Source organism: Kitasatospora sp. NPDC058046 (assembly GCF_042885595.1).
In the GTDB taxonomy this organism is placed as follows: domain Bacteria; phylum Actinomycetota; class Actinomycetes; order Streptomycetales; family Streptomycetaceae; genus Kitasatospora.
Map to the genome: position 1 here is coordinate 1 of NZ_JBHVRS010000037.1, position 26,344 is coordinate 26,344.

23 protein-coding genes and 5 tRNA genes are annotated in these 26,344 nt (G+C 72.9%); 20 read left to right on the forward strand and 8 right to left on the reverse strand.

The window, feature by feature from the left end:
- Positions 1 to 50: 50 nt before the first annotated feature.
- From ACFVU7_RS41730 to ACFVU7_RS41740, 3 genes are all read right to left on the reverse strand, one after another.
- Positions 51 to 476, reverse strand: coding sequence for a DUF742 domain-containing protein (locus ACFVU7_RS41730; RefSeq protein ID WP_049658630.1), 426 nt, complete (start codon positions 474 to 476; stop codon positions 51 to 53).
- 160 nt (positions 477 to 636) lie between these two features.
- On the reverse strand, positions 637 to 1,050 hold the full coding sequence (locus tag ACFVU7_RS41735) for a roadblock/LC7 domain-containing protein (protein ID WP_030248297.1): 414 nt from the start codon (positions 1,048 to 1,050) through the stop codon (positions 637 to 639).
- 10 nt (positions 1,051 to 1,060) lie between these two features.
- Positions 1,061 to 4,876 carry a nitrate- and nitrite sensing domain-containing protein gene (locus tag ACFVU7_RS41740; RefSeq protein WP_388051552.1) on the reverse strand — a complete coding sequence of 1,272 codons (3,816 nt, stop codon included), beginning with the start codon at positions 4,874 to 4,876 and terminating at the stop codon, positions 1,061 to 1,063.
- A gap of 638 nt (positions 4,877 to 5,514) precedes the next feature.
- Here ACFVU7_RS41740 and ACFVU7_RS41745 point away from each other — a divergent pair.
- The 12 genes from ACFVU7_RS41745 to ACFVU7_RS41800 all read left to right on the forward strand — a co-directional run bounded on the left by ACFVU7_RS41745 (position 5,515) and on the right by ACFVU7_RS41800 (position 12,898).
- Positions 5,515 to 5,733 (forward strand): hypothetical protein, encoded by a 219-nt coding sequence (locus ACFVU7_RS41745; RefSeq protein WP_049658602.1) that lies wholly within the window; start codon positions 5,515 to 5,517, stop codon positions 5,731 to 5,733.
- A gap of 243 nt (positions 5,734 to 5,976) precedes the next feature.
- On the forward strand, positions 5,977 to 6,777 hold the full coding sequence (locus tag ACFVU7_RS41750) for a fumarylacetoacetate hydrolase family protein (protein WP_049658604.1): 801 nt from the start codon (positions 5,977 to 5,979) through the stop codon (positions 6,775 to 6,777).
- On the forward strand, positions 6,770 to 8,269 hold the full coding sequence (gene gltX / locus ACFVU7_RS41755) for a glutamate--tRNA ligase (protein ID WP_049658606.1): 1,500 nt from the start codon (positions 6,770 to 6,772) through the stop codon (positions 8,267 to 8,269). Before ACFVU7_RS41750 ends, gltX begins: the two co-directional genes overlap by 8 nt.
- A 287-nt stretch (positions 8,270 to 8,556) precedes the next feature.
- Positions 8,557 to 8,628 (forward strand) — tRNA-Gln (locus tag ACFVU7_RS41760).
- Between the two features lie 36 nt (positions 8,629 to 8,664).
- Positions 8,665 to 8,737, forward strand: a tRNA-Glu gene (locus ACFVU7_RS41765).
- Positions 8,738 to 8,764: 27 nt separating this feature from the next.
- A tRNA-Glu gene (locus tag ACFVU7_RS41770) sits at positions 8,765 to 8,837 on the forward strand.
- A gap of 26 nt (positions 8,838 to 8,863) precedes the next feature.
- Positions 8,864 to 8,936: transfer RNA gene (locus ACFVU7_RS41775), tRNA-Glu, on the forward strand.
- A 49-nt stretch (positions 8,937 to 8,985) separates the two neighbouring features.
- Positions 8,986 to 9,060: transfer RNA gene (locus ACFVU7_RS41780), tRNA-Gln, on the forward strand.
- A 388-nt stretch (positions 9,061 to 9,448) separates the two neighbouring features.
- A complete protein-coding gene (leuC, locus tag ACFVU7_RS41785; protein WP_388051555.1) occupies positions 9,449 to 10,873 on the forward strand; it encodes a 3-isopropylmalate dehydratase large subunit in 1,425 nt (474 codons plus the stop codon).
- 3 nt (positions 10,874 to 10,876) lie between these two features.
- Positions 10,877 to 11,473, forward strand: a complete 597-nt coding sequence (gene leuD, locus ACFVU7_RS41790; RefSeq protein WP_049659169.1) for a 3-isopropylmalate dehydratase small subunit — start codon at positions 10,877 to 10,879, stop codon at positions 11,471 to 11,473.
- Positions 11,474 to 11,655: 182 nt separating this feature from the next.
- Positions 11,656 to 12,003, forward strand: a complete 348-nt coding sequence (locus ACFVU7_RS41795; RefSeq protein ID WP_369808362.1) for a hypothetical protein — start codon at positions 11,656 to 11,658, stop codon at positions 12,001 to 12,003.
- Between the two features lie 133 nt (positions 12,004 to 12,136).
- On the forward strand, positions 12,137 to 12,898 hold the full coding sequence (locus tag ACFVU7_RS41800) for an HU family DNA-binding protein (RefSeq protein ID WP_049659168.1): 762 nt from the start codon (positions 12,137 to 12,139) through the stop codon (positions 12,896 to 12,898).
- Positions 12,899 to 13,134: 236 nt separating this feature from the next.
- Here ACFVU7_RS41800 and ACFVU7_RS41805 read toward each other — a convergent pair whose 3' ends face one another.
- Positions 13,135 to 13,356, reverse strand: coding sequence for a hypothetical protein (locus ACFVU7_RS41805; protein ID WP_030257846.1), 222 nt, complete (start codon positions 13,354 to 13,356; stop codon positions 13,135 to 13,137).
- A gap of 97 nt (positions 13,357 to 13,453) precedes the next feature.
- Positions 13,454 to 14,146 carry a 2-phospho-L-lactate guanylyltransferase gene (gene cofC, locus ACFVU7_RS41810; RefSeq protein ID WP_388051558.1) on the reverse strand — a complete coding sequence of 231 codons (693 nt, stop codon included), beginning with the start codon at positions 14,144 to 14,146 and terminating at the stop codon, positions 13,454 to 13,456.
- A gap of 219 nt (positions 14,147 to 14,365) precedes the next feature.
- On the opposite strand from cofC, the gene ACFVU7_RS41815 reads away from it, so the two are divergent.
- The 3 genes from ACFVU7_RS41815 (at position 14,366) to ACFVU7_RS41825 (ending at position 17,429) form a co-directional block, all read left to right on the forward strand.
- Entirely contained in the window at positions 14,366 to 15,196 is an 831-nt protein-coding gene (locus tag ACFVU7_RS41815; protein WP_049656319.1) for a 1-acyl-sn-glycerol-3-phosphate acyltransferase, read from the forward strand.
- The gene (locus ACFVU7_RS41820; RefSeq protein WP_375877280.1) at positions 15,193 to 16,194 is read left to right on the forward strand and encodes an NAD(P)H-dependent glycerol-3-phosphate dehydrogenase; all 1,002 of its coding nucleotides are present in this window, start codon (positions 15,193 to 15,195) and stop codon (positions 16,192 to 16,194) included. The genes ACFVU7_RS41815 and ACFVU7_RS41820 overlap by 4 nt, the downstream gene beginning before the upstream one ends.
- An 89-nt stretch (positions 16,195 to 16,283) precedes the next feature.
- Complete coding sequence (locus ACFVU7_RS41825; protein ID WP_375877281.1) at positions 16,284 to 17,429, forward strand: D-alanine--D-alanine ligase family protein; 1,146 nt, start codon at positions 16,284 to 16,286, stop codon at positions 17,427 to 17,429.
- Positions 17,430 to 17,697: 268 nt separating this feature from the next.
- Here ACFVU7_RS41825 and ACFVU7_RS41830 read toward each other — a convergent pair whose 3' ends face one another.
- Both ACFVU7_RS41830 and ACFVU7_RS41835 read right to left on the reverse strand, forming a co-directional pair.
- Positions 17,698 to 18,216 carry a DUF3515 family protein gene (locus ACFVU7_RS41830; RefSeq protein WP_388051561.1) on the reverse strand — a complete coding sequence of 173 codons (519 nt, stop codon included), beginning with the start codon at positions 18,214 to 18,216 and terminating at the stop codon, positions 17,698 to 17,700.
- A 99-nt stretch (positions 18,217 to 18,315) separates the two neighbouring features.
- Positions 18,316 to 18,549: an Lrp/AsnC family transcriptional regulator gene (locus tag ACFVU7_RS41835; RefSeq protein ID WP_049656326.1), complete on the reverse strand. Its 234-nt coding sequence runs from the start codon at positions 18,547 to 18,549 to the stop codon at positions 18,316 to 18,318.
- Between the two features lie 207 nt (positions 18,550 to 18,756).
- Here ACFVU7_RS41835 and ACFVU7_RS41840 point away from each other — a divergent pair, with 207 nt between their 5' ends.
- The 3 genes from ACFVU7_RS41840 to thiD all read left to right on the forward strand — a co-directional run bounded on the left by ACFVU7_RS41840 (position 18,757) and on the right by thiD (position 21,728).
- Entirely contained in the window at positions 18,757 to 19,722 is a 966-nt protein-coding gene (locus tag ACFVU7_RS41840) for a thiamine-phosphate kinase (protein ID WP_049656327.1), read from the forward strand.
- A 159-nt stretch (positions 19,723 to 19,881) separates the two neighbouring features.
- A complete protein-coding gene (locus ACFVU7_RS41845; protein WP_049656329.1) occupies positions 19,882 to 20,907 on the forward strand; it encodes an ATP-dependent 6-phosphofructokinase in 1,026 nt (341 codons plus the stop codon).
- Between the two features lie 23 nt (positions 20,908 to 20,930).
- The gene (thiD, locus tag ACFVU7_RS41850) at positions 20,931 to 21,728 is read left to right on the forward strand and encodes a bifunctional hydroxymethylpyrimidine kinase/phosphomethylpyrimidine kinase (RefSeq protein ID WP_049656332.1); all 798 of its coding nucleotides are present in this window, start codon (positions 20,931 to 20,933) and stop codon (positions 21,726 to 21,728) included.
- 173 nt (positions 21,729 to 21,901) lie between these two features.
- Here the strand turns inward: thiD and rpmB are convergent, their stop codons facing one another.
- Positions 21,902 to 22,087, reverse strand: a complete 186-nt coding sequence (gene rpmB, locus ACFVU7_RS41855; RefSeq protein ID WP_014138233.1) for a 50S ribosomal protein L28 — start codon at positions 22,085 to 22,087, stop codon at positions 21,902 to 21,904.
- Between the two features lie 298 nt (positions 22,088 to 22,385).
- Between rpmB and ACFVU7_RS41860 the strand changes: the two genes are divergently transcribed.
- Both ACFVU7_RS41860 and recG read left to right on the forward strand, forming a co-directional pair.
- Positions 22,386 to 24,029 carry a DAK2 domain-containing protein gene (locus ACFVU7_RS41860; protein ID WP_388051564.1) on the forward strand — a complete coding sequence of 548 codons (1,644 nt, stop codon included), beginning with the start codon at positions 22,386 to 22,388 and terminating at the stop codon, positions 24,027 to 24,029.
- Between the two features lie 56 nt (positions 24,030 to 24,085).
- Positions 24,086 to 26,305, forward strand: a complete 2,220-nt coding sequence (gene recG / locus ACFVU7_RS41865) for an ATP-dependent DNA helicase RecG (protein ID WP_388051567.1) — start codon at positions 24,086 to 24,088, stop codon at positions 26,303 to 26,305.
- Positions 26,306 to 26,344: the final 39 nt, after the last annotated feature.

Here is a 26,344-nt window from a genome sequence, read left to right on the forward strand (position 1 = left end):
CCGCGACGACGATCTTCGCGGAGGTGGTGGCGCGGGTGGGGGCGGCCGCGTTAGAGCTTGCGAAGTCCACTGAGGACCCTTTCGAGCAGCGTGACATCGGGCGTTCCGCCCGACTCGCCCGCGGCGGCGGGCTGGTGGATGGCGACGAGACCGGCCTCGGCAAGGTCGGCGACGAGGATGCGGGCGACACCGAGCGGGACGCCGGCCAGTGCGGAGATCTCCGCGATGGACTTGACCTCGCGGCAGAGGCTGACGATCCGGGCGTGCTCGGGCAGCAGCCCGCCGGCCCGGTCGGCCGAGCCGGTCGTGGAGATCAGGGCCTCGATGGCGAGCTGGTACCGGGGGCGGGTCCGTCCGCCGGTCATCGCGTACGGGCGGACCAGCGGCTGCTGCTCGTAGCCGTCGGACTGCTGCCCGCCGTAGCCGCTGCCGTACCCGTTGCCGTACGGGCCGGCGGGTGTCGAAGGCGGGGTCATGGGTCCTCCTAGTGCTGCAGCCTTGGGCAGCCGGTTCCAGCTGGGGCGGTGCCAGCTGAGGCGGGATCAGCTGCCTGAGGGTAGCTGAGGGTGTGGCGCCGGGTCCGGTCGGGTCGGACCCGGCGCGGTCGGGACGGTGGGTGAGCCGCGCGGGTCCCGGTCAGTGCAGGAGACTGCCCTGGAGTTCCGCGCGGAGTGCGGGGGTGAGGACGGCGCCGGCGCGGTCGACGAGCAGGGCCATCTCGTAGCCGACGAGGCCGATGTCGGAGTCCGGCGCGGCCAGGACGGCGAGTGCGGAGCCGTCGCTGACGGCCATCAGGAACAGGAAGCCCCGTTCCATCTCGACGACGGTCTGGTTGACCTCGCCGCCCTCGAAGATCCGGCTGGCGCCGGAGGTGAGGGAGGTGAGGCCGGAGGCGACGGCGGCGAGCTGGTCGGCGCGGTCCCGGGGGAAGCCCTCGGACATGCACAGCAGGAGGCCGTCCGCGGAGACCACCACGGTGTGGGACACCCCGGGGGTGTTGTCCACGAAATTGGTGATCAGCCAGTTCAGGTTCTGTGCGGCCTGGCTCATCTGGTTCAACTCAACGCTCCTGGTGATCTGCGCCGTTGCCGTCGCTCCGGCCACCGAAACTATCGAATCCGGGCTGCTGGGCACCATGCTGGTGGCCCGCCTGGTTGGCGGCCTGCTCGGCCCCGGCGCGGCGGCCCTGCTGGATGCCGCGGCGCAGGTTGGTCAGTCGGCCGCGGACCTCCTCGGGGGCCCGGGAGACCTGCGGGCCGGTCAGCGGCGAGGCCTCGGCGGTGCCGGAGACCAGGTTGGCCTGCGGGGTCCGCCGGGGCAGGCCCGACATGGTGACACCGCTGGTCGAGGGCTCGCGGATCTGCTCGGCGCGGCGCCAGCGCTCGTCGTTCGCGGACGGACGCCACGGCGCGTCGCCGGTGCCCGGCTGCGGCTGGCCCTGCGGCTGCTGCTGGTTCTGCTGCGGCTGGCCCTGCGACTGCTGCGGGGCCTGCTGCTGCGGAGCCGGCTGGGGAGCCCGCTGCTCGTCGGCCGACGGCTGGAACTCCGGTGCGGCGGTGCCGGGGCGGCGCGGCTGGTACGGCCGCGGCCGCGCCTGCTGCGAGCCGTCGGACTGCGGGAACCAGGGCTGCTCCTCGCCGCCCGGTCGGCCCGCGGCCTCGGACGGGCCGGTCGGCAGCGCCATCGGCTCCTGGTGCGGCAGCGGAAGCGGCTGCGGCTGCTGCGGGGCCTGCTCCTGGCGCACCGGTTCCGGACGCGGCGGGTTCGGCACGTTCGGCAGCACCGGCTCGACCAGGCCGAGGCCCAGCGGGTCGCGCGGGTCGATCTGGCTGGCCTCGAAGCGCGGACGGGCGAACTGCTGGGTGCTCTCCACCGGCGCCGGCTCGGCCGACGGCAGCGGCTGGGGCTGCTGCGGGGCCTGCGGCGGCAGCTGCGGCTGGCGGTCGCGCTGCGGCGCGTCCGGGCCGGGGCGCTGCGGACCGCGCGGACCCTGGGCGGCGGGCCGGCCGGGGGCGCCGGGGCCCTGCGGGGCCGGACGGCGCTGCGGCAGGCCGTCCTGCGGACGGTTGCCCGGACGGGCACCCTGCTGCGGCGCGCCGGGGCCACCGGGGCCACCGGGACCGCCGGGGCGGCCGTGCTGCGGCTGCTCGCCAGTCCGGGCACCCGGACCGCCGTCGAACCCGCCGGCGGGACGCGGACGCTCCTGGCCGGGCCGGCCGGGCAGGCCGGGCTGGGACTGACCGGCCTGCGGCTGGCCCTGCTGCGGCTGACCGGGCTGCTGCTGACGGCCGCGGCGGGGCAGGCCGTTCGGGCCGCTCTGCGGCGGGCCCTGGCGACCCGGGGCGCGCTGCGGCAGACCGCCCTGCGGGGCCTGCTGCGGAGCCTGCTGGTTCTGCTGCTTCTGCGGGGCCTGCTGCTTCTGCTGCGGCTGGGCGGGCCGCTGGCCCTGGCCCTGCTGACCGCCGCCCTGTGGGGCGGGGTTCTCCCGCAGCGACTGGCCGACCTTGCGGGTCGGCAGACCGCCGCCGGACGCACCCGGACCGCCCGGCGCACCGGGACCGCCCGGCGCACCCGGACCGCCCTGCGCGCCCGGGCCGCCCTGCGGACCGGGACCGGTCGGAGCGCCCGGACCGCCCTGGCCGAGCTGCGGACGGCCGCCCTGCGGGGCACCGGCGGCCGGACCGCCCTGGCCGAGCGCGGCCGGACCGTTCTGGCGGCCGGGCGGCACCTGGCGCTGCTGGCGCGGCGTCGGGGTGACCCCGCGCTGCTGCTTGCCCTGGCCGGAGCCGGGCCGGCCGGCGCCGCGGCGGTCGCCCGAATTGGTGACGTCCACCGGGAGCATGACCAGCGCGGTGGTGCCGCCGGAGTCGCTGGGGCGGAGCTGGATGCGGATGCCGTGTCGCAGGGACAGGCGGCCGACCACGAAGAGGCCCATGCGGCGGGAGACCGAGACGTCCACCGTCGGCGGGTTGGCGAGGCGCTCGTTGATCTCGGCGAGGTCGTCGGGGCTCAGGCCGATGCCGGTGTCGTGGATCTCGACCAGGACGCGGCCGTCCGGCAGCGCGTGGCCGGTGACCCGGACGCGGGTCTGCGGGCTGGAGAACGAGGTGGCGTTCTCCAGCAGCTCGGCGAGCAGGTGGACGAGGTCGTTGACGACGCGGCCGGCGACCTCGGCCGACGGCACGGCGGCGAGCTCGATGCGCTCGTACTGCTCCACCTCGGAGGCGGCGGCGCGGAGCACGTCGACCAGCGGGACGGGCCTGGTCCAGCGGCGGCCCGGGTCCTCACCGGCGAGGACGAGGAGGTTTTCGCCGTTGCGGCGCATGCGGGTCGCGAGGTGGTCCAGCTTGAAGAGGTTGGCCAGCTGGTCCGGGTCCGCCTCGCGGCTCTCCAGCTCGGAGATGAGCGACAGCTGGCGCTGGATGAGGCCCTGGCTGCGGCGCGAGAGGTTGGTGAACATCGCGTTGATGTTGCCGCGTAGGAGGGCCTGCTCGGCGGCGAGGCGGACGGCCTCGCTGTGCACCATGTCGAACGCGTGGGCCACGTGGCCGATCTCGTCGGTGGAGTCGACGGCGACCGGCTCGACCGTGGTGTCGACGTCGTGCGGGTCGGCCTCGGAGAGGGTCTTGACCAGCTCGGGCAGACGGCGCTCGGCGACGTCCTCGGCCGCGGCCTGGAGGCGGGTCAGCGAGCGCACCATCGAGCGGGCGATCAGACCGGCGCCACCGAGGGCGACGAGCAGCACCAGGGCGACCGCGACACCGATGATCAGGGCGTCGGCGTCGGCCTGGGACTGGAGGTCCTGGGCCTTTCCGTCCAGGTTCTCGATGAGCTTGGACTCGATCCGGCGCTCGGCGGTGATCTTGGAGCTGGCCTTCTCGTACCAGTCCTTGTAGCTGACCGCCTCGGTCTGGCGGATGCCGCTCTGGGTGAGGATCGTGGAGGCGTAGCGGTCGGCGTCGGCGACCACCGAGTTGTAGCTCAGCTGGCTGCGCAGGTTGTCCAGGTCGTGCGCGGTGTAGATGTTGTTGAAGCTCGCGATCGCGTTGTCGTACGAGCTGCGCAGACGGATACCGAAGGACTCGTCGCTGGGGCTGAGGTCCGGGGTCTTCGGGTTGGCGAGCGCGGCGCTGATCAGGGCCCGCTGCTGCGAGGTCGCGTTCTTCGCCAGCGAGAACTGCTGGAGCGCGCGGGTGGAGACGACCAGGTCCTTGTTGTTCGACGCGAGCGCGATGTCCTGGGTGATGGACAGCAGGTCTCGGATGATCACGTCGTAGGCGGTGATCGTCGACTGGATGTTCTGGTTGTTCTGGTACGGCAGGCTGCGGGTGTCCGCGATCGAGTTCAGGTCCTTGCGGATCTGGAGCAACAGCGCCTTGCCGCCGGACAGTTCGAGGTTCTCGAACTTGTCGGAGGACGCGGTGAAGGTGCGGCTCAGGTCGTCGGTGGACTTGCGGGCCGCGACGATGTCGTCGTCCAGCGGGGCGGTCGGGTCGTGGGTGATCGGGCCGGCGCTGATGTCGCGCTCGGTCTGCAGCGCGTCCGCGAGGTTGGTCGCCTTCTTGGCCAGGTCGGACAGGTTGGCCATCTGGGCGAGTTGCTGCGAGTTCTCCATCGAGGTCTGGATGCGCAGGCCACCGAGGACCAGCGAGACCATCACGGGGAGGGCGAGCAGCGCGATCAGTCGGGTGCGGATGCGCCAGTTGCGCATCGCGAGCCGGTTCAGACCGGTGGCGCGGCGCCTGGTCAGCGAGGTCCGGAGTTTGTCCCGGGCGGACTTCCGCTCCTGCCCGTCCTCCTCCGGCCGTCCGAGGGCCTCGGGTGTCACCGGCTCGGCCGGGCCGCCGGGGGCCGCCGCCTGTTGGGGGGCTGCCACAGGCTCGCGCGACTCCGGGTTCCCCGCGGCGCCGCTACCCCTTTTGAAACGTCCCTGCACTGGCGTCGCAACCTCTGGACCGGGCGTCCCGCCGCGTCGCCACGGCCTGGACGGTGTCGAGTTTCCATCCGCCCCCCGGCCGGTCCGGGAGAGCGGGCACCGGGGTGGACCACTCCCTACCCACGGTCCGTCGCATTCCAGCACAGCCGGGGAATCCCAACAAGGGCCGCAGGTACCGGGGGTCCGGCGCTACCGACCGCTTGTGCGATCTCACTGACTGTGCGGTAACAGGACCGGAATACCGCCTTTTTCGGACACTCGCCGGATACATGCCAAGCAGACCCGGGATCGGGAAGAGTCACAGACCTTCCGGAATGCCCCTTATCGGGTGGAATGTCGGAAAGTCCCGGAGCGACGATATGTCGGATATCTGTATTTTGCTCGTCAATTTGTGAGCAAAATCACAGTCTAATGTGTAGCTTTGGTCACGGTCTCTATGGAATGAGATCTCGTAACCTGGCTGTCTCCGGAGCACGGCCCCGATCAGCCTGCCCAGAACCCCTCCGAATCAATCGGAATCCATCAGGCCGGTGCCGATCCGCCGCGGTCGGCCAGGCCATGACCACGAGGTGCTCTCGATGTCCCAGGCGAAGAACGCCACCAAGTCCACGCTGTCCTGCCGCCCCACGGCGAACCCGCGCCGGACGACGCTGGCCTCGGTCGAGGACTTCAGCACGATCCCGGGTGCCCGCAAGCCCGAGGACGTCCTGACCTACGGCACCGAGCTGCCGGCCGCCACGGCCAACCCGCGCCGCACCCAGCTGATGGTCGCCCCGGTCGTCGTCCCGCAGGACTGACCCCGCACGGCACCGCACCGCACCGCGCCGAGGGCGCCGTCGTCACACCGGTGGCGGCGGCGCCCTCGGCGTCGCGCGGTGCGCGCTTCCGTCCCGACCGTCCTGAACAGGGGCAAAGCGGTCAGCCGGGGCCCCACGCGATAGCCTGGAGGCCGATTGACGGGGCCGCGCCCACTGCGGGCGGGAGCCCTCCAGCGCCCGGGCGCGCCCCGGGCGGCCGACGAAGCGAGGGGTAGCCCAGCCGTGCGCATTGCCAGGTTTTCCGTCCGGGAAGGGAGCCCTGCCGCCGGCAGCGTCTCCTTCGGCGTAGTGGAGGGCGACCCTTCCCGGCCCGAGTCGCTGGTCGTCCACGCGCTGGCCGGCCACCCGTTCGGCCAGCCCCAGCCCACCGGCGAGAGCTACCGCTTCCAGGACGTCCGGCTGCTCAGCCCGATGCTCCCGAACAAGATCGTGGCGGTCGGCCGCAACTACGCGGCGCACGCGGCGGAGCTGGGCAACGACGTCCCGGACGTCCCGCTCACCTTCTTCAAGCCGTCCACCTCGGTGATCGGCCCGACCGAGAGCATCGCCTACCCGCCGTTCTCCTCGGACGTCCACCACGAGGCCGAACTCGCCGTGGTGATCGGCCGGATGTGCCGCGAGGTGCCGCTGGACCGGGTGCCCGAGGTGATCCTCGGCTACACCTGCGCCAACGACGTCACCGCCCGGGACGTCCAGCAGCGCGAGGGCCAGTGGGCCCGGGCCAAGGGCTTCGACACGGCCTGCCCGCTGGGCCCGTGGATCGAGACCGACCTCGACCCGAGCGACCTCGCGATCACCTGCACGGTCAACGGCGAGCTCCGCCAGACCGGCCGCACCTCCCTGATGGTCCGCTCGGTCGCCGAGCTGGTCGTCCACATCTCCGAGGCCATGACGCTGCTGCCCGGCGACGTCATCCTCACCGGCACGCCCGCAGGGGTGGGCCCCCTCAACGTCGGCGACGAGGTCGCCGTCTCCATCGAAGGCATCGGCACTCTCACCAACAAGGTGATCAAGCGTGGCTAACACTGACCCGGCCGTCCGGGTTCGCTTCTGTCCCTCCCCGACCGGCAACCCCCACGTGGGCATGGTCCGCACGGCCCTGTTCAACTGGGCCTACGCCCGCCACAACGGCGGCACGCTGGTCTTCCGGATCGAGGACACCGACTCCGCCCGCGACTCCGAGGAGTCGTACAACCAGCTGCTCGACGCGATGCGCTGGCTCGGCCTGGACTGGGACGAGGGCCCCGAGGTCGGCGGTCCGGACGCGCCGTACCGGCAGTCGCAGCGGATGGACATCTACGCCGATGTCGCCCGCCGCCTGCACGAGGCCGGCCACGCCTACCACTGCTACTGCTCCACCGAGGAGCTGGACGCCCGCCGCGAGGCCGCCCGCGCGGCCGGCAAGCCCTCCGGCTACGACGGCCACTGCCGCGAGCTGACGGAGGAGCAGGTCGCCGTCTACAAGCTGGAGAAGCGCGAGCCGATCCTGCGCTTCCGGATGCCCGACAAGACCCTCTCCTTCGACGACCTGGTGCGCGGCACGCTCACCTTCGAGCCGGAGAACGTCCCGGACTACGGCATCGTCCGGGCCAACGGCGCCCCGCTGTACACCCTGGTCAACCCGGTGGACGACGCCCTGATGGGCATCACCCACGTGCTGCGCGGCGAGGACCTGCTGTCCTCCACCCCGCGGCAGATCGCCCTGTACGCCGCGCTCGCCGAGATCGGCGTCGGCGACGGCACCACCCCGCGCTTCGGCCACCTGCCGTACGTGATGGGCGAGGGCAACAAGAAGCTCTCCAAGCGCGACCCGCAGTCCTCGCTCAACCTGTACCGCGAGCGCGGCTTCATCCGCGAGGGCCTGCTCAACTACCTGTCCCTGCTGGGCTGGTCGCTGGCCGAGGACCGCGACCTGTTCGACATGGACGAGATGGTCGCCGCCTTCGACGTCGCCAAGGTGAACGCCAACCCGGCCCGCTTCGACCTGAAGAAGTGCGAGGCGATCAACGCCGAGCACGTCCGCCGGCTGGCCCCGGAGGACTTCGTCCGCCGCCTGGTGCCGTTCCTCCAGGGCGCCGAGCTGCTGCCGGCCGAGCCCACCGCCGAGCAGCTGGACCTGCTCGCCAAGGTGGCGCCGCTCACCCAGGAGCGGATGGTCGTGCTGAGCGAGATCGTGAACATGGCCGGCTTCCTGTTCGTGGCGCCGGAGAAGTTCGCCCTCGACGCGGACGACGCCGCCAAGGTGCTGACCGCGGACTCCCGCCCGGTGCTGGAGGCCAGCATCAAGGCGCTGGAGGAGCTCGCGGACTTCACCCCGGAGCCGATCCAGGCCGCGCTGCGCGAGGCGCTGGTGGAGGGGCTGGGCATCAAGCCCAAGTTCGCCTTCACGCCGCTGCGGGTGGCCGTCACCGGCCGACGGGTCTCCCCGCCGCTGTTCGAGTCCATGGAGCTGCTGGGCCGCCCGGAGACGCTGCGACGGCTGCGGGCCGCCCTGGACGCCCTCCCGGCCGCCTGAGGCACCCTCCCGGGCGCTCGCTGACGGATCCCTGCCGGACCGGCCCTCCACGGGCCGCCGAGCAGGCCGCGGGCCCGGCCTCGTGCCGGGCCCGCGGCGTACCCGGAGGTCATCCGCAGGCCTCCCGCAGGCCGCCCGGGGTTATCGATTTTGGAGCCGGGGCCGACGTCGGGTAATGTTCTTTCTGCGCCGCCCGGGAGGGAACGGACGAGGGAGCGAAAGCCCCTCGGAAGGGACCGACCGAGAGGCGCAACGCCTGAGAAGGGCCCGCAGGGGTTCAACTCTGGTGGGGTATGGTGTAATTGGCAGCACGAGTGATTCTGGTTCATTTAGTCTAGGTTCGAGTCCTGGTACCCCAGCGCAGTACGTGAGTACAGCACACAAAAGAAGATCAAGCCCCCGTTGTGTAGCGGCCTAGCACGCTGCCCTCTCACGGCAGTAGCGCCGGTTCGAATCCGGTCGGGGGTACGGATCCCGCAAGGGATCACCTGGAAAGCCCCCGTTGTGTAGCGGCCTAGCACGCTGCCCTCTCACGGCAGTAGCGCCGGTTCGAATCCGGTCGGGGGTACGGATCCCGCAAGGGATCGCCAGGAAGCCCCCGTTGTGTAGCGGCCTAGCACGCTGCCCTCTCACGGCAGTAGCGCCGGTTCGAATCCGGTCGGGGGTACTTCAGAGCAGGAAGCCGGTGGGCTCGCCCATCGGCCCTTGCTTTGTGTTGGGGTATGGTGTAATTGGCAGCACGAGTGATTCTGGTTCATTTAGTCTAGGTTCGAGTCCTGGTACCCCAGCCAGAAATTGGAAAGGCCCCGGTTGTCCGGGGTCTTTTTCGTTGTGCGTCGAAGGCTTTCCGAAAGGGCCCCACCCGTGACCGGGTGGGGCCCTTTCGGCGTTCCGTGAGGCCTCCGCGCGACCCTTCCCGGGGGTCTTCGCAGGCTCCTCCGGGCAGCCCTCGCGGAGCCTCCGCCGAGCCTCCGCGGGGCCCGGCCGGCCGGGGGCGGACGGGGGGTCGCGCACTGTCCATGCGCTAAGACCGCGATCTCACTCCGCGAGACACAAGTTCAATCTCCGGCGAAAAGCGCCACTCTGGACGGGAGCGGCCCGGGAGTCTCAGGGCGGCGCACACGCTTTGACCTCGACGACACGAGAAGGCCGGCAACGCGGCCGGCTGGAGGGAATCCGATGGGACGGACACTCGCAGAGAAGGTCTGGGACGACCACGTCGTGCGGCGCGCGGAGGGCGAACCCGACCTCCTCTTCATCGACCTCCACCTGCTCCACGAGGTCACCAGCCCGCAGGCCTTCGACGGGCTGCGGCTGGCCGGCCGTACGGTCCGCCGCACCGATCTGACGATCGCCACCGAGGACCACAACACCCCCACCCTCGACATCGACAAGCCGATCGCCGACCCGGTCTCCAAGGTGCAGCTGGAGACCCTGCGCAGGAACGCCGCCGAGTTCGGCGTCCGGATCCACTCGCTCGGCGACGTCGAACAGGGCGTCGTGCACGTCGTCGGCCCGCAGCTCGGCCTGACCCAGCCCGGCATGACCGTGGTCTGCGGCGACTCCCACACCTCGACCCACGGCGCCTTCGGCGCGCTGGCGTTCGGCATCGGCACCAGCCAGGTCGAGCACGTGCTGGCCACCCAGACCCTGCCGCTGGCGCCGTTCCGGACCATGGCGGTCACCGTCGAGGGCGACCTGCCCGAGGGCGTCACCGCCAAGGACCTGATCCTGGCCGTCATCGCGAAGATCGGCACCGGCGGCGGCCAGGGCTACGTCCTGGAGTACCGCGGTTCGGCGATCCGGAGCCTCTCCATGGAGGCCCGGATGACCGTCTGCAACATGTCGATCGAGGCCGGCGCCCGGGCCGGCATGATCGCCCCGGACGAGACGACCTTCGCGTACCTCCAGGGCCGCCCGCACGCCCCGCAGGGCGAGGACTGGGACGCCGCCGTCGCGTACTGGCGGACCCTGGGCACCGACGAGGACGCGGTCTTCGACCACGAGATCTTCATCGACGCGAGCGAGCTGACCCCCTTCGTCACCTGGGGCACCAACCCGGGCCAGGGCGCCCCGCTGGGCTCGAACGTGCCGGACCCGGCCTCCTTCGCCGACCCGCAGGAGCGCCTGGCCGCCGAGAACGCCCTGACGTACATGGGCCTGGAGGCCGGCACCCCGCTGCGCGAGGTCAAGGTCGACGCCGTCTTCGTCGGCTCCTGCACCAACGGCCGGATCGAGGACCTGCGGGCCGCCGCGGCCGTCGTGGAGGGCCGCCGGATCGCCGACGGCGTACGGATGCTGGTCGTCCCCGGGTCCGTCCGGGTCGCGCTCCAGGCCGTCGAGGAGGGGCTGGACAAGGTGTTCACCGCGGCCGGCGCCGAGTGGCGCCACGCGGGCTGCTCGATGTGCCTGGGCATGAACCCCGACCAGCTCGCCCCGGGGGAGCGCTGCGCCTCCACCTCGAACCGCAACTTCGAGGGCCGGCAGGGCAAGGGCGGCCGCACCCACCTGGTCTCCCCGCAGGTCGCCGCCGCGACCGCCGTGCTGGGCCGCCTCGCGTCCCCCTCCGACCTGACCGCCGACGTCGCTCCCGTGGAGGCCTGAGCCATGGAGAAGTTCACCACCCACACCGGCCGGGCCGTCCCGCTGCGCCGCAGCAACGTGGACACCGACCAGATCATCCCCGCCCACTGGCTCAAGAAGGTCACCCGATCCGGTTTCGAGGGCGGCCTGTTCGAAGCCTGGCGCAAGGACGAGTCGTTCATCCTCAACCGGCCCGAGCGGCAGGGCGCCACGGTCCTGGTGGCCGGTCCCGAGTTCGGCACCGGTTCCTCCCGGGAGCACGCCGTCTGGGCGCTCCAGAACTACGGCTTCCACGCGGTCATCTCCTCGCGCTTCGCCGACATCTTCCGGGGCAACTCCCTGAAGAACGGCCTGCTGACGGTCGTCCTGCCGCAGGAGACCGTGGAACGACTCTGGGCGCTCACGGAGAGTGACCCTTCGGCCGAGATCACCGTCGACCTGGAGGCGCGCGAAGTACGGGCCGAAGGCGTCACGGCGGCCTTCGAACTGGACGACAACGTCCGGTGGCGGCTGCTCAACGGGCTGGACGACATCAGCATCACGCTGCGGAACGAGGCCGACATCGCGGCCTTCGAGGAGACCCGTCCGGCCTTCAAGCCCCGTACTCTGCCGGTCGCCTGAGTTCCCCTCAGAACAAGCATTCTGACGATCCACCGCGTGGCCCGTGCCCCCCTCGGGGGGGCCGGGCCATCCGTCGTTCCGGAGCACGAGTTAGCGCCGGGGTCCGCCCCGGATTGCCCATTTGGCTTTGCGGAAGAGGGGCCCGCGCAAGTACAACTGCGGGTAGATGGCACAATCAGTACATGCACCGGCACCATGAACCTCCGTACGCGGGCGGCGAACCCGCGACTGAGGACTCCATGGGCCGGCCATCCGAACGCCGAATTGACGACCGGCCGGACGTCACCTCCGCACCAGCTGAGGGGCCGGACGACCAGGAAGTCGTAGCGCTCTACGCGCTTGTGGCCGAGCGGTTGAAGCAAGCTCACGCCCGCGTGCATGCGCTGAACGTGTCTGCCGATGCAAAGACCGCTCTCACCCGTCAACTCCTCATCGTCACCGAGACCGCCAAGCGCGATCTTCCGGAGGCGGCAAGGCGGTTGAGTCGCTTTGTACATGACCTCGACGAGGGGCCCCCGCCGCTCGACTGAGGTCGCCGACGCGCAAATCCATTGCGACACTAGGGTGATTCGCGCGTTTGGTAATTGAAAGTCCGCAGATACATACCTAACGTGCGAAAAGAACGGATGGAATCATCCGGCGCCCGTTTCCGAAGGGGAAGACGTGAACAAGGCTCAGCTTGTCGAAGCGGTGGCCGAGCAGCTGGGCGGTCGCAAGGCTGCCGCAGAGGCCGTCGACGCAGTGCTCGACACCATGGTCCGTGCCGTTGTGGCCGGTGACCGGGTCTCGGTGACCGGGTTCGGCACCTTCGAGAAGGTGGAGCGCTCCGCGCGCTTCGCCCGCAACCCGCAGACCGGCGAGCGCGTCAAGGTCAAGAAGACCTCGGTCCCGCGCTTCCGTCCGGGCCAGGGCTTCAAGGACCTGGTCAGCGGCAGCAAGAAGCTGCCGAAGGAAGGCCCCTCGGTGAAGAAGGCCCCCAAGGGCTCCCTCACCCCGGGCAAGAGCGGCGTGGCCGCCACCCCGGCCGCCAAGCGTGCCGCCACCAAGCGCGCCGCCGCCGCTGCCGCCGCCCCGGCCGCCAAGAAGGCCGCCGCCAAGAAGACGGCGACCACGGCCGCCGCCAAGAAGGCGACCACCACGGCCGCCGCCAAGAAGACCACGGCGACCGCCAAGAAGTCCGCCGCGAAGACCACCGCCGCGAAGACGACGGCCGCGAAGACCACCGCCGCCAAGAAGGCGACGGCGACCGCGACCAAGGCCGCCGCCACCAAGAAGACGGCCGCCGCGAAGAAGGCGACCACCACGGCCGCCGCCAAGAAGACCACGGCCACCGCCAAGAAGGCGGCCGCCACCGCCAAGAAGACGGCGCCGGCGAAGAAGACCGCCACCCGCAAGACCACCGCGCGCAAGACCTCTGCCAAGTAAGTCCCGCGCGACCGTCTTCGGACGGCCTTCGGCCCAGAGCCGCGGCACCCCCCCTCCCGTGAATTCGCGGAGACCGGTCGCCGCGGCTCTTTCGATTTCCGGGCGCTTAGTCAGGAATCCGCGGCGTGCGTCGGCAGGGGGCGGTTCCGAGCGGGGTGGCGGGGTGCGGGCCGGTCCCCGGCGGGGCCGGTCGGGCCCGAAGGTTCCGGCGGCGTGGGTGGAGCCCGACGGGGCCGTCAGCCCTCGGCGGGGTCGGGGAAGGTCTGGAGCGTCACGAAGACCACCCGGCGGGCCTCGCCGGTGCCCTCGGTGCGGATCCGCACCCGCTGTCCGGGGCGCAGCAGCCGCAGGCCGCCGGCGTCGAAGGCGGCCGCGTCGAACGGCACCGGGGTCCCGTCGTCGAGCAGCACGGAGCCGGCCCGGGTGGCGGGGTCGAAGGTGAACGCGGTGGCCTGCATGCGTGCAGCATAGCGAGCGGCCCCGCCCGGGCCGGGGAGCAGGTCGGCGCCGGGCCGGGCGGGCTCCGGAGGGTGTCGCGGAGGGGCCGGGGCGGGTTCAGCGCAGGCTCAGGCGGGCGAACAGCGCGCTGGTGTGCGGGCCGAGGCCGAGCGCCGCGGCCTCGCCGAGGTCCGTCCCGGTGTCCACGTCCCGGCGCACCGACTCCACGTCCGGCAGGCGCAGTTCGAGCGCGCCGCCGGCCGCGTGCCGGGCCCGTGAGCCGTCCCCGAAGGCGGGGGAGAGCGGGCGCCCGGGCGTGCAGGCGAGCAGGGTGGTGCCGAGGCCGGGGGAGTCCGGCAGGAAGGCCCGGCCGTCCGGCGGCACCGCGCCCAGCACCCGGGTCAGTTCGGCTGGGCGCAGCGCGGGGAGGTCCGCCGAGAGCGCCGCCAGCGGGGCCCGCGGGGCCAGGGCCAGGGCGGCCGCGGCGCCGTGCGCCAGGGCCCGGTTGAGGCCGCCGCCGGGCTCGTCGGCGACCACCAGGGCGCCGAGCGCGGCCAGCCGGGCGCCGGCCTCGGCGTCGCGGGTGACCACCAGGACCCGGTCGACGTCCGGGGTGGCCAGGGCGGCGGCGACGGTGTCCAGGGCGAAGGACAGCGCCAGGTCGGCCCGGTGCGGCCCGGCGTACGGGGCCAGTCTGCTCTTCGCCAGGGCGAGCGGCTTGAGCGGGAGCACCAGCGACCAGCCGGCCGTGGGTGCGGGGGGCGCGACGGGCTCACTGGGGCGTACGGTGTCCTGGGTCACCGGCGTCATTCTGGCGCCGGTCCCGGAGCCCTCGCCAGGCCGTTCGAGCTGTGCGGACGTGCGTTTGATCACGCCCGCCGGGCGGGTTGGCGCGGTTGCTCGACAGCCGGTGAGCGGGCGGGCGACACTGTTCCGCGCCCGTGGCCCGGGCACCGGCGGAAGCGGTGCGCGGCACCGGGACACCAAGACCGCGGTAATCCGTGCCGCATCGGATGAGAAGGAGCTGGGGTGGCCCGCCGCTCGTACGCCAAGTTCGGCAACGCCGACTACGGCATCTGGTACCGCTTCGCGGCCGTGCTGGTGAAGCCGGTGACGACCGCCCTGGTGAAGCCCGACTGGCGGGGCTGGGAGCACGTTCCGAGGAACGGCGGCTTCATCGCCGCGGTGAACCACAACTCGATCATCGACCCGGTGATCTACGCGCACTGGCAGTACAACAGCGGGCGTCCGCCGCGCATTCTCGGCAAGTCCTCGCTGTTCTCCGTCCCCTTCATCGGGTTCATGCTGCGCAAGACCGGCCAGATCCCGGTGTTCCGCGAGTCCACCGACGCCGCGCAGGCCTTCCGGGCCGCGATCGACGCGGTCAACGGCGGCCAGTGCGTGCAGTTCTACCCGGAGGGAACGCTCACCCGGGACCCTGACCTCTGGCCGATGACCGGCAAGAGCGGGGTCGCCCGGGTCGCGCTGATGACCGGTGCGCCGGTCATCCCGGTCGCGCACTGGGGCGCCCACGAGATCATCCCGCCGTACGGCCGTCCCGGTTTCGGGAAGGGCCGGTTCAACCTGTTCCCGCGGCACCGGGTCACCGTCGCGGCCGGGCCGCCGGTGGACCTGAGCCGGTACCAGGGGCAGGAGCTCACCGCCCAGGTGCTCGCCGACGCGACCGAGGACATCATGACGGCGATCACCGCCGTGCTGGCCGAAGTCCGGGGCGAGGAGCCGCCGGCCGAGCGCTACGACATGCGCAAGGCCGCCCGGGAGCGCGCCGCGGCCGCGCTGGCCGAGCGCCGGCGCGCCAAGGGCGAGCCGGGCAAGGGCACCGAGGAGGCCGGCAAGTGACCCGTTGCGCCGTGATGGGAACCGGCTCCTGGGGCACCGCGTTCGCGATGGTGCTCGCCGACGCGGGCTGCGAGGTCGTGCTCTGGGCCCGCCGCCAGGAGCTGGTGGACGCCGTCAACTCCACCCACGAGAACCCGGACTACCTGCCGGGCGTCCGGCTGCCCGACACCGTCCGGGCCACCACCGACGCCGCCGAGGCGCTGGCCGGCGCCGACTTCGCGGTGCTCGTGGTGCCCTCGCAGACGCTGCGCGACAACCTGGCCGCCTGGACGCCGCTGATCGAGCCGCAGACCGTGCTGGTGAGCCTGATGAAGGGCATCGAACTCGGCACCGCCAAGCGGATGAGCGAGGTGATCGACGAGGTCACCGGGGTCGGTCAGGAGCGCGTCGCGGTGGTCAGCGGGCCCAACCTGGCCAAGGAGATCGCCAACCGGCAGCCCGCGGCCAGTGTGGTCGCCTGCTCCGACGAGGCGGTCGCCAAGCGGCTCCAGGCGGCCTGCCACACGCCGTACTTCCGGCCGTACACCAACACCGACGTGGTGGGCTGCGAACTCGGCGGCGCGGTCAAGAACGTGATCGGCCTGGCGGTCGGCATGGCGGCCGGCATGGGGCTGGGCGACAACACCAAGGCGACGCTGATCACCCGCGGGCTGGCCGAGACCACCCGGCTCGGCGAGGTGCTGGGCGCGGACCCGCACACCTTCGCGGGGCTCGCCGGGATGGGCGACCTGGTGGCCACCTGCTCCTCGCCGCTGTCCCGCAACAACACCTTCGGCATGAACCTGGGCCGGGGCATGACGCTGGAGGAGGCCCGCGCGGCCACCCGGCAGACCGCCGAGGGCGTCAAGTCCTGCGAGTCGGTGCTGGACCTGGCCCGGCGCAACGGGGTCGACATGCCGATCGTCGAGGCCGTGGTGGACGTGGTGCACAACGGGCGGCCGACCCAGGAGGCGCTGCGGGCGCTGATGTCGCGTTCGGCCAAGCCGGAGCGGCGCTGACCCGAGCGGCGCTGACCGGAGCGGCGGCGCCGAGGGTGCGGCGCCGCTGACTTCCCGGAAGGGCCTCGCACGGTAGTCTCAAACCCGATATGAGCATCGAACAGTCCTCCCCGAACCGGTCCGACCGGAAGCCGCGCGTCGCGCTGGTCTTCGGCGGGCGCAGCTCCGAGCACGCGATCTCGGTCTCCACCGCGGGCAGTGTGCTCAGGGCGATCGACCGCGACAAGTACGACGTGCTGCCGATCGGCATCACGCACGAGGGCCGCTGGGCGCTGACCAGCGACGAGCCGGCCCGGATGGCCATCACCGACGGGAAGCTGCCGGACGTGGCGCACGTCGCCGAGGGCGTCGACGGCCAGGTCGCGCTGCCGGTCGCCCCGGGCGACCGCGAGGTGGTCCTGACCGAGCCGGGCAGCGCCCCCAAGGCCCTCGGCGAGGTCGACGTGGTCTTCCCGCTGCTGCACGGCCCGTGGGGCGAGGACGGCACGCTCCAGGGCCTGCTGGAGCTCTCCGGCGTCCCGTACGTCGGCAACGGCGTGCTGGCCAGCGCGGCCGGCATGGACAAGGAGTTCGCCAAGCGGATCCTCGCCTCGCACGGTCTGGACGTCGGCCGCTACACCATCGTGCGGCCGCGCGACTGGGAGACCGAGGCGGGCCGCGCGGCGGTGCGCGAGCGGGCCGCCGAGCTGGGCCTGCCGCTGTTCGTGAAGCCCTGCCGGGCCGGCTCCAGCATCGGCATCACCAAGGTGAAGGACCTGGCCGACCTCGACGCGGCGATCGAGGAGGCCCGCCGGCACGACCCCAAGCTGATCATCGAGGCGGGCGTGACCGGCCGCGAGATCGAGTGCGGCGTGCTGGAGTTCGAGGACGGCCCGCGGGCCAGCGTGGCCGGCGAGATCCTGGTCGGCGAGGGCTTCGACTTCTACGACTTCGAGGCCAAGTACATCGACTCCTCGGACGTGAAGATCCCGGCGGACCTCACCGCCGCGGAGCTCGCCGAGATCCAGCGCCAGGCGGTCGAGGCCTTCGAGGCGCTCGGCTGCGAGGGCCTGGCCCGGGTGGACTTCTTCCTGCTGGAGGACGGCACCTGGATGATCAACGAGATCAACACCATGCCCGGCTTCACCCCGATCTCGGCCTTCCCGAAGATGTGGGAGGCCAGCGGGGTCTCGTACCCGGAGCTGATCGACCGGCTGCTCGCGACGGCGCTGCGGCGCTCGACCGGGCTCCGTTAGGGCCTGTCTTCGGACTCGCGTCTGCGGGGCGACGCCGGGGCACGCACCTCGCCGCGTTGTCGTCGGTCGCCAATGGCCCCCAGCCTTCGGCCGGGAGGTGCCCCCACCGCAGTGGCTCCCTCCTCCGCCTTGCGATGCACGCACCCCAACGCCGCCCCGCCCGCCCTCCGGGCGAACGACGGGAGTCCGAGGACAGGCCCAGCGAACGTGCGGAGGGCGGGCCGGGAGCTTCCCGGCCCGCCCTCGGTGCGTCGGGGACCCGTTCGGCTCAGCCCGGGACGTTGGCCTTGACCGCGCCGCTCAGCGCGGCCGCCGGGTCGAAGGGGTTCTTCGCGGCCCCGGCCGGGACGGTCACCTCGACGTAGGCGGCGCGCATGGTCGTCACGAAGCGGTAGCCGCCGTCGGCGAGCTTCTGCGACCACCAGGTGACGTCGTCGACGCTCGGGGACCAGTCCGAGGCGTGGTCGCCGTCCAGCTCCTCCGGCCGGTCGATGCCGCAGCGCAGCACCGTCCGGGGCGAGTCGCCCCAGCCGGCCACGTACGGCGAGGCGGGCGACGGGTCCCGGCGGGCGTGGCCGAGCAGGTCGGCGGGCAGCGCGGCGGCGAGCGCCCGGCAGTACCCGGCCGCCCGGCCGGTCGGCTGCGGGACCTCGACCGCCGGATCGGCCGGGCTCCAGCTGCCGACCAGCGCGACGACGGTGCAGGTCAGGGCGACGGGCAGGGCCAGCCAGCGGACCGGGGCCGGCAGGGCGGTCAGCGCCTCGGGGACGCGCAGTTCTCTGGCCACCCGCCGATGGTAGCCGGGGCCCGGACGGCCGGTACGGGCCGGTGCGCCGGCTCACGGGCACACCGGCTCACGGGTGCACCGGTCTACAGGTGCACCGGTCTACAGGTGCACCACGGGACAGGTGAGCGTGCGGGTGATGCCGTCGACCTTCTGGACCTGGGCCACCACCATGCGGCCCAGCTCGTCCACCGTCTCGGCCTCGGCCTTGACGATCACGTCGTAGGGGCCGGTGACGTCCTCGGCGCTCAGGACGCCGGGGACCCCGGCGATGGTCCGGGCCACGGCGGTGGCCTTGCCAACCTCGGTCTGGATCAGGATGTATGCCTGTACCACGGGGACCTCCCGGCGGCCGGTTAGGGGGGATAGCCGCCGTGATCGCCCGGTCAGGTGTGTGGGTGGGTGGGCTCACCGGCAGTCTGATCACCACGCTACCGCGCTGCGGGCCGGGGAGGGGAGACCTCGATGCTCCCGAAGGGCGTACGCTGCGCGCGGGGGAGCGCGACGGGGACCGAATCGGATGGAAACGCGAGAGGACGGCAGATGCAGGGGACCGTGGGCGAGCTCGGCGAGTTCGGCCTCATCAGGGAGCTGACCGCCCGGGTACCGCTCACCGATGCCGTCGACCTCGGCCCGGGTGACGACGCCGCGGTGGTACGGGCTCCGGACGGCCGGGTGGTGGCGACCACGGACGTCCTGATCGAGAACCGGCACTTCCGCCGGGACTGGTCCACCGCCTACGACGTGGGCCGCAAGGCCGCCGCCCAGAACCTCGCCGACGTGGCCGCGATGGGGGCGGTGCCGACCGCCATCCTGCTCGGCCTGGTCGCCCCCGCGGACCTGCCGACCACCTGGGCCACCGAGTTGATGGACGGGCTGCGCGACGAGTGCCAGGTGGCCGGGGCGACGGTGGTCGGCGGCGACGTGGTGCGCGGCGACACCGTCACGCTGGCCATCACGGCGCTCGGGGACCTCCAGGGGCGGGCGCCGGTGACGCGCTCCGGCGCGCAGGTCGGCGACGTGGTCGCGGTGACCGGCTGGCTCGGCTGGTCGGCCGCCGGCCTGACCGTCCTCCAGCGCGGCTTCCGCTCCCCGCGCGCCTTCGTCGAGGCGCACCGCCGGCCCGAACCGCCGTACCACGCGGGCCCGGCGGCGGCCGACCTGGGCGCGACCTCGATGGTCGACGTGAGCGACGGGCTGGTCGCCGACCTCGGCCACGTCGCCCGGGCCAGCGAGGTGGACATCGACCTCAAGGCCGCCGACTTCGACGTCCCGGCGCAGATGGCCGACATCGGCCAGGCGGTCGGGGTGGACCCGCTGGTCTGGGTGCTCTCCGGCGGCGAGGACCACGCGATCGTCGCCACCTTCCCGCGCGGGATCCAACTCCCGGCCCGCTGGCGGGTGGTGGGCGAGGTGACCGGCCGCCCGACGGGCAGCCGCAGCGGCCGGGTGACGGTCGACGGCGCGCCCTGGGACCGGGTCGGCGGCTGGGACCACTTCGCCGAGTAGCGCGCGGCCGCGCGCCGATCCCCGTACGGCGGGCGGCGCGTGACGCTCCGGTGTGCGGGGGACGGGCTTCGCGGGTGCGTTGTGCGTAGGCTTGCGACACCCCGGCCCGCCCGTCCGGCGCGGGCGGCCCGAACCACTGCGAGCGGGAGCACACCACAGATGCGCATCGGTGTACTGACCAGCGGCGGCGACTGCCCCGGCCTCAACGCGGTGATCCGCTCGGTGGTGCACCGGGGCACCGACGTCCACGGGGACGAGATCGTCGGCATCCTGGACGGCTTCCTCGGACTGATCGAGGGCCGCACCAGGACCGTCACGCACGACGACGTCACCGGCCTGCTCACCCTCGGCGGCACCATCCTGGGCTCGGCCCGGGTGCGGCGGGACCGGATCGCCTGGGCGGTGGAGAACGCCAGGACGCTCGCCCGGGAGATCGGCATCGACGCGCTGATCGCGATCGGCGGCGAGGGGACGCTGACCGCCGCCAAGCTGTTCAGCGACGCCGGACTGCCCGTGGTCGGGGTGCCGAAGACCATCGACAACGACATCGACGCCACCGACGTGACCTTCGGCTTCGACACCGCCGTGCACGTCGCGACCGAGGCGATCGACCGGCTGAAGACCACCGCCGAGTCCCACCAGCGCGTCATGGTGGTCGAGTTGATGGGACGGCACACCGGCTGGATCACCCTCACCGCGGGCATGGCGGGCGGCGCGCACGGCATCCTGATCCCGGAGAAGCCCTTCGACATCGAGGCGGTGGCCCGGATAATCGAGGACCGCTTCGCGCGCGGCAAGAAGTTCGCCATCATCGCCGTCGCCGAGGGCGCCTCCCCGGTGCCCGGCACCATGCGCTTCGACCACGGTGAGGTCGACCAGTACGGCCACCGGACCTTCGGCGGGATCGGCAACCGGCTCGCCCACGAGCTGGAGGACCTGCTCGGCAAGGAGGCCCGCCCCGTCATCCTCGGCCACGTCCAGCGCGGCGGCACCCCGACCGCCCGGGACCGGGTGCTCGCCACCCGGTTCGGCTGGCACGCGGTGGAGGCCGTCCACCAGGGGGCGTTCGGGCACTTCACCGCGCTGCGCCGGACCGGCATCGAACTGCTGCCGATCGGCGACGCGGTGACCCGGCTGAAGACGGTGCCGGAGGACCGCTGGGCGGAGTCCGAAGCGGTGCTGTGAAACGGCGCGGGTAGGTTGGGGCCATGGCTTCGACTGCTCCCCCCCGCGTGCTCACCGTCGCCGGCTCCGACTCCGGCGGCGGCGCCGGCATCCAGGCCGACCTCAAGGCGATGCTCGCCCTCGGCGTCCACGGCATGAGCGTGATCACCGCCGTCACCGCGCAGAACTCGCTCGGCGTCCAGGGCTACTGGGAACTGCCCGCCGAAGCCGTCCGGGCGCAGTTCCGCAGCGTGGTGGACGACATCGGGGTGCAGGCCGTGAAGACCGGGATGCTCGCCTCGGTCGAACTCGTCGAGACCGTCGCCGAACTGCTGGCCGGGGTGGACGCCCCGGTGGTGGTCGACCCGGTCGGGGTCTCCAAGCACGGGGACGCGCTGCTGGTCGCCGAGGCCGTCGCCACCGTCCGCGAGAAGCTGCTGCCGGTCGCCACCCTGGCCACCCCCAACCTGCACGAGGTGACCCAGCTCACCGGGCTGGCCGTCGAGGACGAGTCGCAGATGCTGGACGCCGCCAAGGCGCTGGTCGACCTCGGGCCGCGCTGGGCGCTGGTCAAGGGCGGCCACCTGCCGGGCGAGGCCGCCGACCTGCTGTACGGCGGACCGGACGAGGTGCACTGGTTCCGGGCACCGCGCTACGACAACCGCCACACCCACGGCACCGGCTGCACGCTGGCCAGCGCGATCGCGGCCGGCCTGGCCAAGGGCGAGCCGCTGCCGCTGGCGGTGGCCTCGGCCAAGGAGTACATCACCGGCGCGATCGCCGGGGGCTTCGCCCTGGGCGCCGGCATCGGCCCGGTCGACCACGCCTGGCGCTGGCGCTAGCGGAGGCCCGGAACGTCCGGAACATCCGGAAAACAGCGGTGGGCGGACTCCTCAGAGGAGCCCGCCCACCACGGTCACGTCCGGAAATCGGCGCAACCGGCCACGGAAACAGTGGAGCCGGCCCATCCGAGGATGAACCGGCTCACTGGAGGACCGGCATGCCGGTCTGCGCGTCAGCGCGAGACCTTACCGGCCTTGATGCACGAGGTGCAGACGTTGAGCCGCTTCGGCGTCCGCCCAATCACAGCGCGCACCGTCTGAATGTTGGGGTTCCAACGACGGGGGGTACGGCGGTGAGAGTGGGAGATGCTGTTGCCGAAGCCCGGCCCCTTGCCGCAGACGTCGCAGTTGGCAGCCACAGGAGTCACTCCAAGACTTCAGATCAGATACTTTCGAAAACCCCACTCAGCCACCAGAACACTCGCGTGAACCAGACCGGACAAGGGGGTGAGCCTGGACGGTTCCAGGCAACCGGAAGAGCATACAACGCTTGCTTCCGTCCCACGAAACTACCATGACCGGCCGAGTGATCGCTCCTGCCCGCCGGACCGGACGGCCCTCCCCGCCCCCCGATAACCTGCCGGTATCACCCCTTGCCGCCGCCCGGCCCGCGTCACCGCCCCGGGCCGCCGCGGCGTCCCGTCCGGAGGAGACCTGGTGCTGCACACGCTCGACGCCCCGGCCGTGCGCACCTGGTGCCAGCTCGCCCTGCGCGCGCTCGGCCAGGCCCGCGAGGAGATCGACGCGCTCAACGTCTACCCCGTCCCGGACGGCGACACCGGCACCAACCTCTACCTGACCGTCGAGTCCGCCGCCGCCGAGGTGGAGAGCCGCTTCGCCGACCCCGCCGCCGACCCCGCCGCCGACCCGGCCCCCGGGCTGGCCGAGACGGTCCGGGCGATGGCCCGCGGCGCGCTGGTCGGCGCCCGGGGCAACTCCGGGGTGATCCTCGCCCAGTGGCTGCGCGGCACCGCCGAGACGCTCGCCGAGGGCGGCGGCGCCGAACAGCTGCGGGCCGCCCTGCAGCGGGCCGCCGACTCCGCCTACCAGGCCGTCGCGGAGCCCGTCGAGGGCACCCTGCTGACCGTCGCCCGGGTCGCCGCCCGGGAGGCCCACCGGGCCGGGGACGGGCTCGCCCAGGTCGCCGACACCGCCTACCGGGCCGCCCGGGACGCGCTGCGGCACACCCCCGAGCAGCTCGCCGTCCTGGCCGAGAACGGGGTGGTGGACGCCGGCGGGCGCGGCCTGGTGGCCGTCCTCGGCGCGCTCGCCGACGCCGTCGCCGGGCAGCAGCCGATGGGGCCGGTCGCGCTGCGCGGGGACGTCCGGGCCGTGGAGAGCTGCGAGACGCACCTGCGGCCGCCCGGCCCCGGCCACCCCGCCTTCGAGGTCATCTACCTGCTGGACGCCCCCGACGAGGCGCTGCCCGCGCTGCGCGAGCGGCTCGGCGGGCTCGGCGACTCGCTGGTGATCGGCGGCGGCGACGGCCTGTGGAACGTGCACGTCCACGTGGACGACGCGGGCGCCGCCGTGGAGGCCGGGGTCGGCGCCGGGCGCCCGCACCAGATCCGGATCACCCACTTCGCCGAGGCCGCCGCCCGCTCCGGCACCGCCGCCGAGCGCGGCGAACGCGAGGAACGGGCCCGCGCGGTGCTCTCGGTGGTCTCCGGCGGGGGCCTGGCCGAGCTCTGCGAGCAGGCCGGCGCCGTCGTCCTGCACGCCGACCCGGACCGCCCGCCGGCCAGCGCCGAGCTCGCCGACGCGGTGCGCCGCTCGGCCGCCCGCGAGGTCGTCCTGCTGCTCAACGACCCCGAGCTGCGCGCCGCCGCCGGGGCCGCCGCCGACCAGCTGCGCGAGGAGGGGGTGCGGATCGCCGTCCTGCCCACCCGCTCGCCGGTGCAGGGGCTGGCCGCGCTCGCGGTGCACGAGGGCGGCCGCCGCTTCGACGAGGACGTGGTCGCCATGACCTCCGCCGCCGGCGCCACCCGCTACGCGGAGCTGGCCGTCGCCGAGGGGGAGTCCTGGACGATGGCGGGGGTCTGCCAGGCCGGGGACGTGCTCGGGCTGATCGACGGCGACGTCGCGGTGATCGGCGCCGGGCTGGCCGAGGTCGGCGAGAGCGTGCTGGACCGGATGCTCGGGGCCGGCGGCGAACTCGTCACCCTGGTCCTCGGCGGCGGCACCGACGAGGCGCTCGCCCACCGCCTGGTCGCCCACGTCCGGCACCGCCGGCCCGAGGTGGACGCGGTGGTCTTCCACGGCGGGCAGGAACCGGCACCGCTGCTCATCGGGGTGGAGTAGGGGCGGGGGCCGCCCCTGACCCGGTTTGTCGGCCCGGTGGTGTAAACAAGGCGCTGATGGGCGCTCTCGATGAACCACTGACCAAGCTCGTCGGCGACCGCACCGCGAAGGTGCTCGCCGACAGCCTCAAGCTGCGCACGGTCGGGGACCTGCTGCACCACTACCCGCGCCGCTACGTCGAGCGCGGCCAGCTCACCAGCCTGGACGAGCTGGAGGTCGACGAGCACGTCACCGTGCTGGCCCGGATCGAGAAGGTCACCCTGATCCCGTTCCGCGGCCGCAAGGGCGACCGGCTGGAGGTGGTCGTCACCGACGGCCGCAGCCGGCTCTCGCTGGTCTTCTTCAACCAGGGCTGGCGGCAGAAGGAGCTCAGGGCCGGCGCCCAGGGCCTGTTCGCGGGCAAGGTCGGGGTCTTCAACCGGACCCGCCAGCTGGTCTCGCCGGACTACCAGCTGCTCGACGAGGACGCCGGCTCCGACGCCGCGCGGCAGTTCGCCGGCCGGCTCATCCCGGTGTACGGCGCCAGCGCGCAGATGCCCAGCTGGAAGCTGTCGATCTGCGTCGAGACGGCACTCACCAAGCACCTCGGCGACGTCGGCGAGCCGCTGCCCGCCGAACTGCGCGAGCGGCACGACCTGATCCCGCTGCCCGAGGCGCTGGAGCTGATCCACCGTCCGCGCGGCCACGCCGACCGCGAGCGCGCCCAGAGCCGGCTGCGCTGGGACGAGGCCTTCGTGCTCCAGGTCGCCCTCGCGCAGCGCCGGGCCGCCGACTCCGCCCTGCCCGCCAAGCCGCGCGCGGCCCGCGAGGGCGGCCTGCTGGACGCCTTCGACGCCCGGCTGCCGTTCACCCTCACCGAGGGGCAGCGGAAGGTCTCCGCCGAGATCGCCGCCGACCTCGCCACCGACCATCCGATGCACCGCCTCCTCCAGGGCGAGGTCGGCTCCGGCAAGACCCTGGTCGCGCTGCGCGCCATGCTCGCCGTGGTGGACGCGGGCGGCCAGGCGGTGCTGCTGGCGCCCACCGAGGTGCTCGCCCAGCAGCACCACCGCTCGGTCGTCGAGATGATGGGGGACCTCGCCGAGGGCGGCATGCTCGGCGGCTCCGACCTCGGCACCCGGGTGGTGCTGCTGACCGGCTCGATGGGCGTCCCGGCCCGCCGCCAGGCGCTGCTCGACATGGCCTGCGGGGACGCCGGGATCGCCATCGGCACCCATGCGCTGATCGAGGACAAGGTGCAGTTCCAGGACCTCGGCCTGGTCGTGGTGGACGAGCAGCACCGCTTCGGCGTCGAGCAGCGGGACGCGCTGCGGGCCAAGGGCGAGCAGCCGCCGCACCTGCTGGTGATGACCGCCACCCCGATCCCGCGCACCGTCGCGATGACGGTCTTCGGGGACCTGGAGACCTCCGTCCTGGACCAGCTGCCGGCCGGCCGCTCGCCGATCTCCACCCACGTCGTCCCGGCGCTGGAGAAGCCCAACTTCCTCACCCGGGCCTGGGAGCGGGTCCGCGAGGAGGTCGCCAAGGGCCACCAGGCGTACGTGGTCTGCCCCCGGATCGGGGACGAGGAGCCGGCGGCCGACCCGAAGAAGAAGAAGCGCAAGGCCGCCGAGGACGGCTTCGAGGAGGTCGCCGACGCGGGCGCGGAGAGCGACGAACGGCGGCCGCCGCTCTCGGTGGTGGAGACGGCCGAGAAGCTGGCGAAGGGCCCGCTGAGCGGCCTGCGGGTGGAGATCCTGCACGGCCGGCTCGCGCCGGAGGCCAAGGACGAGGTGATGCGCCGCTTCACGGCCGGCGAGGTGGACGTGCTGGTCGCCACCACGGTGATCGAGGTCGGCGTCAACGTCCCCAACTCCACCGCGATGGTCATCATGGACGCCGACCGCTTCGGCGTCTCCCAGCTGCACCAGCTGCGCGGCCGGGTCGGCCGCGGCAGCGCGCCGGGCCTGTGCCTGCTGGTCAGCGAGATGCCCGCGGGCAGCGCCGCGCGGGCCCGGCTGGACGCGGTGGCGGGCACCCTGGACGGCTTCGAGCTGTCCCGGATCGACCTCGAACAGCGCCGCGAGGGCGACGTGCTGGGCCAGGCCCAGTCCGGGGTGAAGTCCTCGCTCAAGGTGCTCTCGGTGCTGGAGGACGAGGAGGTCATCCTCACCGCCCGCACCGAGGCCACCCGGCTGGTCGCCGAGGACCCGGACCTGGCCGCCCACCCGGAGCTGCGCACCGCGCTGGAGAGCCTGCTCGACGAGGACCGCGCGGCCTACATGGAGAAGGGCTGAGCCGCCTCCGGACGGGCCGCGCGGCCCCGGAATTGTCAG

Excerpts from the sequence above, each read along its gene's own strand:
- leuC (WP_388051555.1), top strand. The coding sequence starts at position 9,449 with ATGGGACGGACACTCGCAGAGAAGGTCTGGGACGACCACGTCGTGCGG.
- recG (WP_388051567.1), top strand. The coding sequence starts at position 24,086 with ATGGGCGCTCTCGATGAACCACTGACCAAGCTCGTCGGCGACCGCACC.
- ACFVU7_RS41745 (WP_049658602.1), top strand. The coding sequence starts at position 5,515 with ATGTCCCAGGCGAAGAACGCCACCAAGTCCACGCTGTCCTGCCGCCCC.
- ACFVU7_RS41730 (WP_049658630.1), bottom strand. The coding sequence starts at position 476 with ATGACCCCGCCTTCGACACCCGCCGGCCCGTACGGCAACGGGTACGGC.
- ACFVU7_RS41735 (WP_030248297.1), bottom strand. The coding sequence starts at position 1,050 with ATGAGCCAGGCCGCACAGAACCTGAACTGGCTGATCACCAATTTCGTG.
- leuD (WP_049659169.1), top strand. The coding sequence starts at position 10,877 with ATGGAGAAGTTCACCACCCACACCGGCCGGGCCGTCCCGCTGCGCCGC.
- ACFVU7_RS41845 (WP_049656329.1), top strand. The coding sequence starts at position 19,882 with ATGCGCATCGGTGTACTGACCAGCGGCGGCGACTGCCCCGGCCTCAAC.
- ACFVU7_RS41805 (WP_030257846.1), bottom strand. The coding sequence starts at position 13,356 with ATGCAGGCCACCGCGTTCACCTTCGACCCCGCCACCCGGGCCGGCTCC.
- ACFVU7_RS41795 (WP_369808362.1), top strand. The coding sequence starts at position 11,656 with ATGCACCGGCACCATGAACCTCCGTACGCGGGCGGCGAACCCGCGACT.
- thiD (WP_049656332.1), top strand. The coding sequence starts at position 20,931 with ATGGCTTCGACTGCTCCCCCCCGCGTGCTCACCGTCGCCGGCTCCGAC.
- ACFVU7_RS41840 (WP_049656327.1), top strand. The coding sequence starts at position 18,757 with ATGCAGGGGACCGTGGGCGAGCTCGGCGAGTTCGGCCTCATCAGGGAG.
- ACFVU7_RS41825 (WP_375877281.1), top strand. The coding sequence starts at position 16,284 with ATGAGCATCGAACAGTCCTCCCCGAACCGGTCCGACCGGAAGCCGCGC.
- cofC (WP_388051558.1), bottom strand. The coding sequence starts at position 14,146 with ATGACGCCGGTGACCCAGGACACCGTACGCCCCAGTGAGCCCGTCGCG.